The organism is Fusibacter ferrireducens (assembly GCF_015352425.1).
GTDB lineage: Bacteria > Bacillota > Clostridia > Peptostreptococcales > Acidaminobacteraceae > Fusibacter_A > Fusibacter_A ferrireducens.
In genome coordinates this window covers 462,321-477,395 of record NZ_JADKNH010000001.1, presented here as the reverse complement: position 1 = coordinate 477,395, position 15,075 = coordinate 462,321, and the positions used below count along the sequence as shown (strand labels likewise).

Sequence of the window (15,075 nt, the reverse complement as noted above, 5' to 3'; positions counted from 1 at the left end):
TGAGGACGTGATGGTACGAGATCCTTTTAATTCATCGTCAAAATCGTACTATCACCATTAGAAACTGGAATACGTTGTTGAAGGTCTATCAAATCGCGTTGGAGGTGTCCCTATGAAACATAATCTTGTTATTACAGATCGGAAAATTCATAAAGTAAGCGTTATCAATCAAAGCATTGACCACTTGTGGTGGCTGTGGACGACTCATGAAGGATTGAAAAAATTATTTGGGGCCAATAACAAAATTGAACTTGAACCCTTTGGCGCGTTTGAAATTTATTTTAATGAAGATGAACCCTTGGGGAATCAAGGATCAGAATCGTGTCAAATTTTATCCTATCTTCCTAAAGAGATGCTTTCATTCACATGGAATGCACCACCTTACAATACAGTGGTCAGAAATCACGCCTATAAAACATGGGTGGTTGTCAAATTTAAAGAAGTCAATAACGGTCATACGGCTGTCTCGCTGACGCATTTGGGATGGCCAGCAGGTGAAGCATGGGATGAAGCACTCCATTATTTTGAAAAAGCATGGAGCACTGTGATGAAACGTATGGAAACAATTCATGCTGACACAGTAGATCCTTCTTCCTTTTTCATCAAAGATCAAGATGGAAAAGTAATTGCCATTAAGTGAGCTCTTCAAAATGAAAGGAATTTAAATGAATAACATACACAGTGCAAACATAAATGCAGTCATCGAAAAGTTTAAAACAGATATTGAAAAGGGCCTCACATCTCATCAAGCAAAGTTCAATCTAGATCAATTTGGTGAAAATAGATTAGAGGCAACTGCTCAAAGAACACTTTTAAATATGCTCTTGGATCAATTTAAAGATTTTACAGTTATTATTTTAATCATCGCCTCTTTTATATCCATTGCACTTGGGGAAACCATAGATGGCGGCGTCATCATTGGCATCGTCATTTTAAACGCCATATTGGGCACTTATCAAGAAAACAAAGCCAGTAATGCCCTAGATGCTTTAAAATCAATGGCATCCCCTAAAGCTAAAGTGATCAGAGATCAATCGACTCAAGAGATTGATTCAAGTCTCTTAGTGCCAGGAGATATTGTGTTACTGGAATCTGGGGATTATGTCCCTGCAGACTTACGTCTAATTGAAAGTATTAATCTTAAAATAGATGAATCCGCTCTAACTGGTGAGTCCGTACCTGTCGAAAAGAATGCTCATGCATCCATTCCTGAAAAATCTCCTATAGGTGATCGCGTCAACTGTGCTTATTCCGGTACGATTGTAACTTATGGTAGAGGTAAAGCAATCGTTGTGAATACAGGCATGCAAACTGAAATTGGGCACATTGCCACAATGCTCAATGAAGCGTCTGATGATTTAACCCCGCTACAACAGAAGCTTTCTGACTTTGGCAAACTCCTCGGGATTATTTGTATTGTCGTCAGCATAGTCATCATGGGGCTTGGCATATTGAGAAATGAAAATTTACTCGATATCTTTATGACGGCCGTTTCACTTGCTGTTGCCGCTATTCCTGAAGGTTTACCTGCAGTGGTCACCACAGTATTAGCTTTGGGGATGCAGAGAATGGTCAAGAAAAATGCCATTATGAAGCGTCTAAGTGCTGTGGAAACACTGGGGAGTACTACGACCATTTGTTCCGATAAAACAGGCACCTTGACACAAAACAAAATGACGGTTCAAAGCATTTACGCAAACCAAAATGAATACAAAGTCAGTGGAACAGGTTACACTTTTGAGGGCACAATAGAGGGGAATACTGAAAACCTCAGAATGCTCTTGTTGACAGCAACACTTTGCAATGATGCACTTATAAAAGATGCAGACTGTATTGGAGATCCAACAGAAGGTGCTCTGGTGGTTCTTGCCGAAAAAGCTCACTTTGGACATATATCACTTAGAAAAAATATGCCTCGAATCTCAGAGTATCCTTTTGATTCTGTGAGAAAGCTCATGACCACAGTGCATCAAATTGATGACCAGCTTATGATGCTTACAAAAGGTGCACCAGATGAATTAATTAAAAGATGCTCCGATATTTTAATAGAGGGGAAAAAAAAATCGTTTACACCTGCTCTCAAAACAGAGTATTTAGATCAAAATACGCATTATGCCAAACAAGCTCTTAGAGTGATTGCCTATGCCTATAAACCCTTGTCTCCGAGTTATTCTATAGAACAAGAAGAGCAAGATATGATCTTTTTAGGTCTTACCGGCATGATCGATCCACCTAGAAGTGAAGCCATTGAGGCCATTGCCACTTGTAAAAGGGCAGGGATCAACGTCGTCATGATCACCGGAGATCACATTACCACTGCAAGTGCTATTGGCAATAAACTAGGCATCCTAGATCAAAACCACAGCGCCATAGAAGGTGCTGAAATTGATTCACTTGATGATGCGGCACTCCTAGCGCTGGTGAAAGACGTCAATGTCTACGCACGTGTTTCACCTGAACACAAGGTGAAAATCGTCAATGCGATACAAAATGCAGGTCATATCGTTGCCATGACAGGCGACGGGGTAAACGATGCTCCAGCGCTTAAAAATGCGGATATTGGCATTGCCATGGGGATTACGGGAACAGACGTGAGCAAAGAAGCAGCTGACATGATCTTGACCGATGACAATTTTGCAAGTATCGTCAGCGCTGTGGAAGAAGGCCGTATCATCTACAGTAATATTCGTAAATTTGTAGGCTTTTTGCTCTCCTGTAATGTGGGGGAAATTTTAATTATTTTCATTGCCATGCTACTCAATTGGGGCGTGCCGCTTGTGCCAATTCAACTGTTATGGGTAAACCTCATTACAGACTCTTTTCCCGCCTTTGCCTTGGGTGTTGAAAGAGGTGAAAAGGGGATTATGAATAAGCCCCCACGTGATAAGAAAGAACCTATTGTGGATACCAAAATGGGGATTGCCATTGTATTTCAAAGCATAGGGCTCACTTTTGCCGTTTTATTGGCTTTTAAAATTGGCGGATTCATTGCACTGCACTCTGGGGCAGTTGATCCTTTAAGCCTTGCCAGAACATTTGCCTTTATGACACTCATATTCGGCGAAATGCTCAGGGCGTATTCCGCAAGGCGAGAAGATCAATATTTATGGCAGTTTAATCCCTTTGGAAATAAGTATCTCAATTTATCCGTCCTTGTGGCAGTGGTCCTTTTATTTATGGTGGTCTATATACCCTTTTTACAAACCATATTCAAAACCACATCAATCCATATTCAATACTTGCTTATGATCATAGGACTGAGCTTCATCCCAACACTCTTTGGAGAATTTTCAAAATTTATCATAAAGCGCATGAAGTAAACGTCTCGTAAACTGGCTTTGAGATCATAAAAATCTCAAAGCTATTTTAATGGTTTCTTACTACTTTTTTAAGAAATTAATGCGATTAAAAGATTATAATGATTTTATACATTGATTGGAGGTTCAAAATGAAAAAAATAATGCCTATATTATTAGGTCTCTTACTATTGGTGGTATCCATATATTTTTTTATGCCGGTATTATCATTTAAGTTTATACAATTACCACTGATACTCTTGGGTGTCCTCTTTATTTTTTTAATAACCACTTTTGTTGGTGTTAAGCAACCTGAAGATATCGGTATAAAGCAAAAAATAGCAAGTGGCTTGTTTATCATTATGCTTGCGTATATTCTTATTGCCTTCATCGGCTCCTCATCGTTCTTTACTTGGAAAACTAAGCTTAAAGAACTGAATATAAAGGAAATCAGTTCCTTTGACGAATCGGTGCCCAATGTGGATATGCAAAATTTAGTAATTCTCGACGAAGAAGATGCCAGACGTGCCTCAGAGAAATTGATCACGGAGAAAGATCCCTCCATGGGCAGTTTATTTCAAATAGGTGAGGGCACATTAAGCGTTGTCAACGATAAACCCTATTGGGTATTTCCACTTGAGTACAGAGGCTTTTTCAAATGGATTTCAAATCGAGGCGAAATTCCTGGATTTTTAAAAGTGAGTGCGACTAATTTTAATGAAGCTGAATTTGTATCCTACCAATTTGCAGTTTCACCTACAGGCTATTTCAGTGATGATCTAAAGAGATCTCTTTACTTCAAATATGCCCAATATGGTTTGACGGACTTTTCCTTTGAAGTGGACGATGAAGGTAAAGGTTACTGGGTCGTCACAGCTTACACACATGACACGTGGATTTCCACAATGAAAGTCACTGGTACGATAATTGTCGATCCAGTGACAAAAGCATCAACGTTTTATCCTGTCAATGAACAGCCAAAATGGGTAGACCGTGTCTATTCAATGGAAACCTTCAACGCTCAGCTCGATTGGTATGGGCGATATGTCAATGGTTGGTGGAATCCTTCTGACGAAGGAAAACTCACGGATACGGATGGTAAGGGCTACGTCTTTAAAGACGGTGAGATCTACTTCTATACTGGCCTCACAAGTGTGGGTAAAGATAGTGCTACAACAGGATTTGTGATTTACAATCCAAGAACTGGAGAAGCCTACTACAATCGCATATCTGGGTCCATTGAACAAAAAGCCGTTGGCCTCATGGAGGAACTGGTTCAAAATGCTGGCTATAAGGCAAGCTATCCCTACTTGCTCAACATCAATGGTGAAGCCACTTATTTCTCAACACTAAAGGGAAACAGTGGCAATGTGGTGGGTTATGCCTTTGCTTCTGTTCAAAACTATAAGGCTGTTGCTTGGGGTAAGACATTGAGAGAAGCCCAAACAGAGTACAACAGAGCACTGTTAAGAGAGGGCGGTACAAATGCCTTATCCGATCAAACGCTCGATTTAAAAAAGGAAAAAGGCACAATTTCAAGAATAGGAACGCTCACAGAAGGGTATTATATCATTAAGCTTGAAAATGATGATATGCTTTACGTCGTGAATTCTGAAGAATTTCCAATGGTCTCGCTCAGCCAATCAGGAGACCAAGTGACCATTTCACATCTTAAAATTGATGGCACGGGTAAAGTAGACGCCATAGAGTATATCAATCACAGTATCAAGTAAATTAATACTGGAGGTTTGCTATGAGTAACGATTTAACTAAGCATCATATAATCCCTACATTATTGACACCAAGACTCAGGTTGAGAGCATTGGAATCAAAAGATGCCCCTACTATTTTTAAAATACGATCTGATGTTGAAAATATGAAATTTGTCAAAGCATCTCCCTATGAAAATATTGAACGTGCACTTAAATTTGTAAAAAAAGCAGAAGAGGACATGGACCAAGGAAAGGTTTTTTATTGGATACTTGAACGTGAAGGTATACTGGATGCCATAGGCACGATGTGTTTATGGTCCTTTTCCAAAGACCGCAAAAATGCAGAAATATGTTATGAATTAATGCCCTCAATGCAAGGCAACGGGTATGCAGATGAAGCCCTAAAAGCAGTTATAAAATTTGCTAAACACGAACTCATGCTCAAGCAAATTGATGCTGTTACACACGAAGATCACGATGCTTCTATTAAATTGCTAACCCATAATCACTTTGTGCCATTGGGTTATCTCAATGAATTTGATCCAAATGTAAAAGAGGGCACAAAATTAAAGCTCTTTTCAATAACATTGTAATCCATACCGCGAAAAAAAGCCTCATTATGATCACCAGTCTCAGTATCTGTCGTGTGATCTAATAATGGGGCTTTTACTTAGGCCTACCATACGCGCTGATTATTCATCCTTTTTGCAATTACAATTATTCGAAAAAATATGTTAAACTAGTAAGGTGTAACACGATTATACAAGTTGCTATAAACATGTGTTATGCCCACTACAATAACAATAAAAGAGGTATATCTATGCGATATGAAGGCACTGTATACAGGCCCCCCAGTGAAGCCAATAGCTTAATTCTGCAAGTGACCATAGGTTGTGCTCACAATAAATGTACATTTTGCAGTATGTATAAAGATAAACAATTTAGAATGCGTCCTGAAAGCGCAATTATCGAAGATCTTGAAGATGCAAGACAAGTATATGCCTTCGTGGATAAATTTTTTCTGGCAGATGGCAATGCGTTGGTGATGTCTACCGATAAACTTGCGCGTATTATAAAAAAAATAAGAACACTTTTTCCAGAATGCAAGAGAATTGGGATTTATGGCTCGCCATCAGATATTCTTTCCAAATCAATTGAAGATTTAAAATACTTAAAGTCATTGGGTTTAGGCATTATCTACATGGGCATTGAATCTGGATCAGACCAAGTGTTGTCCCGTGTTAAAAAAGGGGCGACTTCCGATCAGATTGTTGCGGCAGGCCAAAAAATCATGTCAGTGGATATCTTGCTTTCAACAATGGTGATCTCTGGACTCGGTGGAGAACACCTGTGGGAAACACATGCACTTGAATCTGCCAAAGTGATTAACGCCATATCTCCTGATTATATAGGGCTACTGACGCTCCTCATTGAACCCCATACACCACTTGCAGAAGAAATCAAACAGGGTACGTTTAAGATTTTAAAGCCCTTGGATACTTTAAAAGAAACGTTATTAATGGTAAAACATATAGATGTCCGCCATGCGATCTTTAGAAGTAATCATGCGTCTAATTACTTGACTTTACGCGGGACTTTCCCAGAAGATCAAAAAAAAGTTTTAGGGCAAATTGAATATGCCATCGAATGCTATGAAGATGAAAGTCTATTGGATCAAAACAGAAGTCTATAGATAAAAACCAAGCCACTATTAAATGACTTATATAATTGAAATGACTAGTCTATCGACTTACCGGCAGTTTGTCGCCAAGGCAATCGATAGACTATAAGAATGCCTATAATGATTACAATGGAAACCGCAAAACCGCCCTCTGGACCGAATGCACCACCTGTAATGAGGTCCGGACCGATAAGCTTTGTCTGAAAAAGACTGGCGTTCATTGTGTTACCGCTGACTTCAAGACCAAAGATATTGCCCTGTGCCCAGTTCCATGCGCTGTGTGCGCCACATGCACCCCATAGATTTTCAGTCTTTAACGCATATAGACCAAAGAATACGCCAATGAGCACAATATTGAGTATTGCGATATAGCTTACATGTGTGTTGAGTAAATGCAAGAGGCCAAATAGAGTAGAAGAAAGTATCACGCCCAACGGCAAATTATATCTTGCAATTAATGTATTCATGAGCCAACCCCGTGTTAGAATTTCTTCACTTGCGCCTTGAATCATCCAAACGGGAATCATTGCTAAAATAATGGGTAATGCCAAAATCCCCACCCTAAAATGCGGTTGTGGCACAATGTACATTTGTCTTGTGACAAATAATAAGCACATGACCATTAAAAACATCAGAAATCCAATTGCAAAGCCTTGAATATAGTGTATAAGCATATATGATCTATACAATCCCAGTGAACTTAAAGAACGTCTTTCTATAAAATGTACCCAGATAAAGACCATGACAATCGTCATGCCGCAAGTCAGTGCCATAAACAGCATCATGGAAAGTGTTGGACCAGACAGATCTAGTCTCATCAGTAAAAAAAGGGCATAACCTGCAGTCTGACCCACGAATATAAACACAATCGCCAATATAGGAGCCAGTATAAAATTAAGCAATAACTTTGAACTCAAAGTACCATGAATGAGTTTTAACTGATTTTTGTCCATAAAGTCGCTCCTTTAAAATATATTATTTTTAAGCATTCTTGCTCTATAAGTATATCATTAGTTCAAATAAATTCGAATATGTTAGGAGAAAATATGAGTAAAACAGCAGTACTTGCCGAAAAACCTTCCGTGGGTAGAGACATTGCACGCGTCCTTAACTGCCATAAGAAGGGGAACGGCTGCATAGAAGGGGATAAATACATCGTCACTTGGGCGCTTGGCCATTTGGTAACACTGGCTGATCCCGAAGCATATGACTCAAAATATGCCAGTTGGAAACTTGAGGATTTGCCAATGCTACCAAGCCCGCTAAAACTAGACGTAATCAAGCAAACCAGTGGTCAATATAAAGCGGTTAAGCAAATTTTACTTAGAAAAGATGTCAATGAAGTTGTCATAGCAACTGATGCAGGTCGCGAAGGTGAACTCGTTGCACGGTGGATACTTGAAAAGATAAATCTTAAAAAACCAGTTAAACGCCTTTGGATTTCTTCAGTGACAGATAAAGCCATCAAGGAAGGCTTCTCAAAGCTCAAAGATGGGAAAGCCTATGAACTCCTGTACGCATCAGCAAGGGCACGTTCTGAAGCAGATTGGTATGTGGGCATGAATGCCACTCGGGCGCTAACTTGCAAGTTCAATGCACAATTATCTTGTGGCCGTGTTCAAACGCCTACGCTTGCCATGATTTCTAAAAGAGGCGACGAAATTCAAAACTTTAAATCAAAGCCCTATTTTGGTATAAGTGCTGTCTCAAATGGTTTAAAACTGACTTGGTTTGATGAAAAAAACAATGCACAAAGTTTTGATGAAAATAAGATTGCGACCATTATAAATGGTTTAAAAAACAAGTCAGCCACTGTTCAAAGTATTGATAAAACACTTAAGAAGACCTATTCACCAGGATTATATGATCTCACAGAGCTTCAAAGAGATGCCAATAAAATATACAGCTTTTCTGCAAAACAAACATTAAATCTCATGCAAAAATTGTACGAAGAACACAAAGTTCTGACATATCCCAGAACAGATTCTCGATATATTTCACAAGATATTGTCCCAACATTGAAAGACAGGCTCAGAGCATGCGGCAATGGCGATGTGGCTAAAATTGCATTCAGATTGACTAAAGAACCCATTAAACCCAATAAAGCCTTTGTGGATGATTCTAAAGTCTCTGATCACCATGCGATTATTCCCACTGAACAAGCAGTGAATCTTTCTAAGCTCACCAGTGATGAGCGTAAAATCTACGATCTTGTGGTCAAACGCTTTATTGCCGTTTTGTTGCCACCATTCGAATATGAACAGACAAGTGTTGTTGTAAGCATTGATCGCGAGAAATTTAGAGCCAAGGGGAAAGTAATCTTAAAACAGGGGTGGAAAGAAGTTTACAATAATGACTTTGAAGAGGATGACTCGGAAGATCCGTTAAAAGAACAGCTTCTGCCAAGTCTTAGAAAAGGGGATGCGCTTAAAATTAATGGCATCCACATGACAAAAGGGGCCACATCACCACCGCCACTCTATACTGAAGGAACACTCCTTACAGCAATGGAACATCCTATAAAAAATATGCCTTATGGCATAGGCACTGTGGCAACGCGCGCAGATATTATTGAAAAGCTACTGAGCAGTTTTCTCATCGAGAAGAATGGGAAATACCTTCAAATTACATCCAAGGGAAAGCAATTGCTTCACATTGTACCCCCTGTGTTAAAATCAGCGGAGCTCACTGCGGATTGGGAGCAAAAGTTAGAACTGATTGCCAGCGGCAAACTCAAAAAAGATCAATTTATAGGTGATATTAAAGGATTCTCTAAAGACAGTGTTAGAGACATTAAAAACAGTCAAGCAACCTTTAAACATGATAATCTCACCCGAGAAAAATGTCCTGATTGTGGCAAATACATGTTGGAGGTAAGTGGCAAAAAAGGCAAGATGCTGGTTTGCCAAGACCGCGAATGCGGCTACAGGAGAAGCCTGTCAAGAGTGACCAATGCGAGATGCCCTAACTGCCATAAAAAACTAGAACTCAGAGGCACAGGGGAGGCGCAATATTTTATCTGTAAATGCGGTCATAAAGAAAAAATGGCCACCTTTAATGCACGCCGTAAAGAAGCAGCCAATAAGGGCAGTCAAAAAGACGTACAGAAATACCTCCAAGAACAAAAGAAGAATTCCGAATACGTCTCACCACTTGCAGATGCGCTATCAAAGTTGAAACTTTAGAGACAGGTATTGATGTTCAACATTTTTAACATCAAAATCCAGTACTTTAAAAGTCCAGTGCACAATAGGACCAATGCCAACACCCAAAATAACGGTGCCAATCCCCACCTTTGCACCTAGCATAAAACCAATAAAGAGAACAGTGAGTTCGATGCTACCTCGAATGAGCCCAACCTTTTTATTGGTTTTTTTAACGAGTCCAACCATCAAGCCATCTCTTGGTCCAGTTCCGAACCCTGCACCAATATAGAAATAAGTTGCAAGGGCGATCACAAACATACTGAGAATAACCATAACAATGCCACCTAATAAAGTGGTCATTTTAGGCACGATATTATTTACGAGCAAAAAATCAACCAGTGAACCAATACCAAACACATTGATGATCGTACCGAATCCAATTTTTATATCCATGAAGTAGTTGAATCCCAAGATGATAAAGCCAACACCAATGGTGGCTTGCCCAAACGTAATACCCAGCAAATTGGAAATACCTTGGTGAAATGTTGCCCATGGCGCAACACCTATATCTGCCCTTATGGATAAAACAATCCCAAGCGCGTATAGGAAAATACCGAAAAATAATCTTAAAATTCTCATGCCTAATTTTTTATCATTCATATAGAGCCTCCATTTGATCGTCGTATTTATAATGACTCCTTTATCAGATTTGAATATTTCAAGTCTTCCACTTCTAAATTTCACTTCTAAATTTCACTTCTAAATAGAGTCTTTTATTTGAACTTCATCTCTAGCTTGAGTCTATTATATGAGATTTCATATAGAACAGTCAAAAAAAAAAGAGAACAGTTTATTTAATTAGGACTAGAACAGTAGAACAGCTTATACTATAATGGTACCAGAGTAGGCTATTGAAAACAATAAATTCATAAAGAGGTCCCTATGAAAATATTTCTCGATCGACATAGTAAAACAAGCTTAAGGCAACAGTTATACGACGAATTTGAAAATCGTATCGTCTCAGGCATTCTCACTGCAAACACAGCATTGCCCTCTATTAGAACAGTTTCAAAGATGGCAGAAGTCAGTGCTATGACTGTTGTAAAAGTTTATGAACAACTTGAAATGAACAATCTCATCTATAAAATTCAAGGCAAGGGTAGCTTTGTTGCAAACAATCTATTTGCAAACAATCTATTTGCAAGCAATAATGAATCTGTGGAGAGCCATGACCAATGGCAAGATAAAATTCAAGACTACGTCGTAAGAGCAGGCTTCACTCAGAGAACACTCCGATACAAAAATATGACCAGCTACAATCTGGGGATAGCTTCTTTGCATGAACGATTCTTGCCAACAGCCTTTATTATGGAGAACTTTTTGACACAATATGACATAAAAATGCTCTTAAAGCATCCCCCTGTGGAAGGCGATCCAGTAATGATTGAAAAGGTCTGTCAACACGTCATTGATAAAGGCATTGAATCAAACCCTGAAAATGTGATCATCACAAGTGGTTCTCAGGCAGGCATCAACCTCGTCGCACAAACATTCGTAGCGCATGGCGATGTGGTCGTCATTGAGTCCCCATCCTTTCCAGGTGCAATAGACGTCTTTAAAAGCAGGGGGGCAAAAATTATTGAAGTGCCTATGACATCTAAGGGCCTTGATGTCAATGCACTCTTGGAAGTCTGCGAAAAAAATCCTGTAAAACTCTTGTATACTATGCCCAATTTTCACAATCCTACGGGTTATTCGGCGCGTTTAGATGTGCTACAGGAGGTTATAATGCTCTCTAAAGAGCATAACTTTTTAGTCCTTGAAGATGACTCGTGGAGCGATTTATATTATGATCGCATGGAACGTCCTCTTAAGAGTATTGATGACGAGGGACGAGTCCTATACCTTATTGGACTCAGTAAAACATTAGGACCCTCGCTAAAGCTTTCTGCAATCATTACCGATCCCGTATTGAGACAAAAATTGATCAATGCAAAATCAAGCATTGATTCCAGCGCACCTCTGTTAAATCAAGTTATCGTTTCATCATATCTGGGTTCTGTTGCTCATAAACAACATTTGATCTGGGTTAGACATGAATTAAAAATGCTTATGAAACGCGTGAAAGCACATATGGATGCCATTGCGCCTCCTTATCTAAAAGTTTCTTACCCCAACGGCGGGTTAGTGCTCTGGATCACATTGCCATCTTCTTTTGATTGCAAACTTTTATACTATAAACTCATGACCGATGCAAGTATCACAGTACTTTTAGGTGAACACTGTTATAGCAGTATTAATGGCAATAATCAGTTTAGAATCTGTTTTTCATATGAAGAAGAGGCTCACATTATGGAGAGCCTCACTCGAATAATTCATATGATTGAAGATTTAAAACCCCTTATGCACCAATGCTCACAATCGCCAAACACTTAGAGAAGGATTCTCATTAGACCAATTTTTTGTTCACCTTATGTCCCTGGTACTGCGATATAAAGATAGAGAGCATGATCAAGGACAAGCCGACCATTTTAAGTGCCGTGATGGATTCATTTAAGAATAGACGTCCGATCAGTACTGAAACCAATAATTCAAGCGTGGAAATTATGCCGACAATAGAAAGGTCAATTTTCTGCCCAATCCCTCTAAAGTATGAGAAGTACGCAAATGCCGCTGGCACAAGCCCCATCGTAAAGGACAACATGATCATATCCAATTTAGAAAACATCATCATAAAATCTTCGTGAGGCACAAAAGGACTTATGGCCATTGTCCCAAAGAGGAAACTGTAAAAGACAACGGTCAATGGATCATAACGTTCAATTGCAATTTTACTTGTAATGGAAAGCATTGCATAGATAACTGCAGATAACAGTCCCAATAAAATGCCTTTTTGATCCATATTTAAAGTTTCCATTCGACCGCCTGTTATGGCCATAAAAGCACCTAGAAGACAAATGACAAGTCCTATTTTTTTAAATGGATTTAAAACTTCTTTGAAAATTAATCGTGACAGTAAAGTGATTAAAACAGGGGCCACATAAACTAGAACTGCTGCTGAAGCCACACCAATCACCTCAATTGTTTTGAAATAAACCAAATTGAAAGCCGCTTGAGTGAATACCCCCATAAACGCCAATAAAGCGAGCCCTTTTAGATCCACTTTGAAGTAAGAACCCGATTTCATGTACATAATAAGGGCCAAAATCAAACAGCCGTAAAAGAGTCTTATAAAGACAATGGCTTCAATAGAAAGGCCCATACCACCAAGAATTTTGACAAAGAGACCAATTGTCCCCCAAAATACAGCCGCTATTGCAACGCTTATATATCCATTATTAAAAGGCGTCATCCTAACCTCATTTCTCCACCAACATTTCTATATCTATGCTGTGTCAATTATTTTAATAACTTGTCAATGCTGTTGATAGACCAATTTGTTTGATGCTTACTGTGGCACCGATGGATGCTATCAATTTATGCTATTGATTTTTATAGCAAATAGAATGCCAATTTGCATAAGTTTAAAAGCTTCTCATATTTACAGAGATTTGGAGTCCTTTTCCGTCAAATGGCTTCAATAACACAAATGTCACACTAGATAATATTTAAATCCAAAATAAACACAAGCCATTTATATGATCCAATCAAGTCATTTTAGACTTATATTTTTCTAATATTATTTCCTTATCAAATATTTTGAGTTAATTTTAACTTGTCTAAACTCATATTTGAGTTATAATTGACTTATCGGAGGTGATCCTATGCAAAATACGACACAGCATAACTGTTTTTATAAAAAAATATTGGAAACATCACATGATGAAATATGGGTCTGTGATCACGAAGGTAAAACACTCTATTGCAACAAGGCATTTGAACGCAATTATGACATGAAACGCGAAGACATGATGGGCAAGACCGCTATGTACCTTGTGGAAAATGGGTATTCTGATCAAACGCCCATAACTAAAGTTTTAGAATCTAAAAAACCCTGTACGCTTTCACAAAAAACAAGTACAGGGAGAAATCTTGTGATAACGGCAATCCCTTTTATCAACGCCCAAGAGGAAATTGACTTTATCGTGGCAAACACACGCGATATAACAGAACTTGAACAACTTAAGCTGGACATGACAACACAAACAGATCAACTCAATCGATATAAGCAAGAAATTGATGTTATTCGTCAGCAAAATGTTTTTCAACCTGCACTTCATCAATTTAAAAGTCATACGATGACGAGATTGTACGAAACCGTAGAGCGTATTGCTTCGACAATGGCTACGATCATGATACAAGGCGAATCCGGTACAGGTAAAACTGAAATTGCAAAACTTATTCACCAGAGGAGCAACCGTGTGGAAGGTCCGTTTATAACCATTAACTGTTCTGCCATTCCCAATGATCTGTTCGAATCTGAATTCTTTGGATATGAATCGGGGGCATTCACTGGGGCAAAATCCAAGGGAAAGAAGGGGTTAGTCGAACTCGCTGACAAAGGTACGCTCTTCTTGGATGAAATAGGGGAGATTCCACTGCTCATGCAGTCAAAACTTCTTCAATTTATTCAAGAGCATAGCTTTACAAAAGTGGGGGGCGATAAATTGTGCTCCGTGGATACTCGAATCATCGTTGCCACCAATAGAAACCTTTTGGAACTTGTTCACGAAAAATTATTTCGAGAAGACCTCTATTATAGGCTCAGTGTCGTGTCTATAGAGCTCCCACCACTGAGAGAACGCAGAGAAGATATCGATAGCTTGGTCAATTATTTTTTGACCAAATACGCTGCGGATTATGGCGTTGAAAAACAAATGACTCCAAATGCATTAAAGCACTTAAGACATCATACATGGCAAGGGAACATCCGCGAACTGCAAAACTTGATACACAATCTCGTTTTAATGACCACGGGAACTGTCATTCAAGTTTCGGATTTACCACCATCAATGCTTGTGGACATTGCCCCTAAAATGGATGATATCGATTTAGATCATGTGGTTTCACTCTATGAAGGTTCCATTGTTAACGCTTGCTATGAATCTTGTAAAAGTTCCTATAAACTGGCCAAGGCACTTAATATTTCTCAGAGTAAGGCCATTAGACTGATTAAAAAATATGTCAAACCCACTGTGGAAGATTGAATAAAGCCACTAAAAGAGGCACTCCATTCGCAATAGCTTAACTTAAAGCTCATTCATGCGAAGAGTGCCTTTTCATCTGTTCATTATATTATT

Annotated in this window: 11 protein-coding genes; 8 read left to right on the top strand and 3 right to left on the bottom strand. The window is 38.9% G+C overall.

Translation table 11 applies throughout. The features are described from left to right. The first annotated feature begins 112 nt into the window (after nucleotides 1-112). From ISU02_RS02300 to ISU02_RS02280, 5 genes are all read left to right on the top strand, one after another. Nucleotides 113-640, top strand: coding sequence for an SRPBCC family protein (locus ISU02_RS02300; RefSeq protein ID WP_194700156.1), 528 nt, complete (start codon nucleotides 113-115; stop codon nucleotides 638-640). A gap of 25 nt (nucleotides 641-665) precedes the next feature. Further along, nucleotides 666-3,320: a calcium-translocating P-type ATPase, SERCA-type gene (locus ISU02_RS02295; RefSeq protein ID WP_194700155.1), complete on the top strand. Its 2,655-nt coding sequence runs from the start codon at nucleotides 666-668 to the stop codon at nucleotides 3,318-3,320. A gap of 128 nt (nucleotides 3,321-3,448) precedes the next feature. After that, a complete protein-coding gene (locus ISU02_RS02290) occupies nucleotides 3,449-5,029 on the top strand; it encodes a hypothetical protein (RefSeq protein WP_194700154.1) in 1,581 nt (526 codons plus the stop codon). Nucleotides 5,030-5,049: 20 nt separating this feature from the next. After that, nucleotides 5,050-5,601, top strand: coding sequence for a GNAT family N-acetyltransferase (locus ISU02_RS02285; protein WP_194700153.1), 552 nt, complete (start codon nucleotides 5,050-5,052; stop codon nucleotides 5,599-5,601). Between the two features lie 227 nt (nucleotides 5,602-5,828). Further along, nucleotides 5,829-6,701: a radical SAM protein gene (locus ISU02_RS02280; protein WP_194700152.1), complete on the top strand. Its 873-nt coding sequence runs from the start codon at nucleotides 5,829-5,831 to the stop codon at nucleotides 6,699-6,701. A gap of 44 nt (nucleotides 6,702-6,745) precedes the next feature. Here the strand turns inward: ISU02_RS02280 and ISU02_RS02275 are convergent, their stop codons facing one another. Beyond that, a complete protein-coding gene (locus ISU02_RS02275) occupies nucleotides 6,746-7,642 on the bottom strand; it encodes a CPBP family intramembrane glutamic endopeptidase (RefSeq protein ID WP_194700151.1) in 897 nt (298 codons plus the stop codon). A gap of 93 nt (nucleotides 7,643-7,735) precedes the next feature. On the opposite strand from ISU02_RS02275, the gene ISU02_RS02270 reads away from it, so the two are divergent. Then, nucleotides 7,736-9,874, top strand: coding sequence for a DNA topoisomerase III (locus ISU02_RS02270; protein WP_194700150.1), 2,139 nt, complete (start codon nucleotides 7,736-7,738; stop codon nucleotides 9,872-9,874). Here the strand turns inward: ISU02_RS02270 and ISU02_RS02265 are convergent. Further along, entirely contained in the window at nucleotides 9,857-10,495 is a 639-nt protein-coding gene (locus ISU02_RS02265; protein WP_194700149.1) for a YczE/YyaS/YitT family protein, read from the bottom strand. The two genes, ISU02_RS02270 and ISU02_RS02265, sit on opposite strands and share 18 nt — an antisense overlap. A gap of 282 nt (nucleotides 10,496-10,777) precedes the next feature. On the opposite strand from ISU02_RS02265, the gene ISU02_RS02260 reads away from it, so the two are divergent. Further along, a complete protein-coding gene (locus ISU02_RS02260; protein WP_194700148.1) occupies nucleotides 10,778-12,271 on the top strand; it encodes an aminotransferase-like domain-containing protein in 1,494 nt (497 codons plus the stop codon). Nucleotides 12,272-12,284: 13 nt separating this feature from the next. Here the strand turns inward: ISU02_RS02260 and ISU02_RS02255 are convergent, their stop codons facing one another. Further along, nucleotides 12,285-13,187 carry a DMT family transporter gene (locus tag ISU02_RS02255; RefSeq protein WP_194700147.1) on the bottom strand — a complete coding sequence of 301 codons (903 nt, stop codon included), beginning with the start codon at nucleotides 13,185-13,187 and terminating at the stop codon, nucleotides 12,285-12,287. A 412-nt stretch (nucleotides 13,188-13,599) separates the two neighbouring features. Between ISU02_RS02255 and ISU02_RS02250 the strand changes: the two genes are divergently transcribed. Then, nucleotides 13,600-14,982, top strand: a complete 1,383-nt coding sequence (locus tag ISU02_RS02250; RefSeq protein WP_194700146.1) for a sigma-54 interaction domain-containing protein — start codon at nucleotides 13,600-13,602, stop codon at nucleotides 14,980-14,982. The last annotated feature ends 93 nt before the right edge of the window (nucleotides 14,983-15,075 follow it).

What these genes read in the sequence shown, in the direction of transcription:
- ISU02_RS02275 (WP_194700151.1), bottom strand. Translation starts at nt 7,642, where the DNA reads ATGGACAAAAATCAGTTAAAACTCATTCATGGTACTTTGAGTTCAAAG.
- ISU02_RS02250 (WP_194700146.1), top strand. Translation starts at nt 13,600, where the DNA reads ATGCAAAATACGACACAGCATAACTGTTTTTATAAAAAAATATTGGAA.
- ISU02_RS02260 (WP_194700148.1), top strand. Translation starts at nt 10,778, where the DNA reads ATGAAAATATTTCTCGATCGACATAGTAAAACAAGCTTAAGGCAACAG.
- ISU02_RS02285 (WP_194700153.1), top strand. Translation starts at nt 5,050, where the DNA reads ATGAGTAACGATTTAACTAAGCATCATATAATCCCTACATTATTGACA.
- ISU02_RS02295 (WP_194700155.1), top strand. Translation starts at nt 666, where the DNA reads ATGAATAACATACACAGTGCAAACATAAATGCAGTCATCGAAAAGTTT.
- ISU02_RS02270 (WP_194700150.1), top strand. Translation starts at nt 7,736, where the DNA reads ATGAGTAAAACAGCAGTACTTGCCGAAAAACCTTCCGTGGGTAGAGAC.
- ISU02_RS02280 (WP_194700152.1), top strand. Translation starts at nt 5,829, where the DNA reads ATGCGATATGAAGGCACTGTATACAGGCCCCCCAGTGAAGCCAATAGC.
- ISU02_RS02300 (WP_194700156.1), top strand. Translation starts at nt 113, where the DNA reads ATGAAACATAATCTTGTTATTACAGATCGGAAAATTCATAAAGTAAGC.
- ISU02_RS02255 (WP_194700147.1), bottom strand. Translation starts at nt 13,187, where the DNA reads ATGACGCCTTTTAATAATGGATATATAAGCGTTGCAATAGCGGCTGTA.
- ISU02_RS02290 (WP_194700154.1), top strand. Translation starts at nt 3,449, where the DNA reads ATGAAAAAAATAATGCCTATATTATTAGGTCTCTTACTATTGGTGGTA.
- ISU02_RS02265 (WP_194700149.1), bottom strand. Translation starts at nt 10,495, where the DNA reads ATGAATGATAAAAAATTAGGCATGAGAATTTTAAGATTATTTTTCGGT.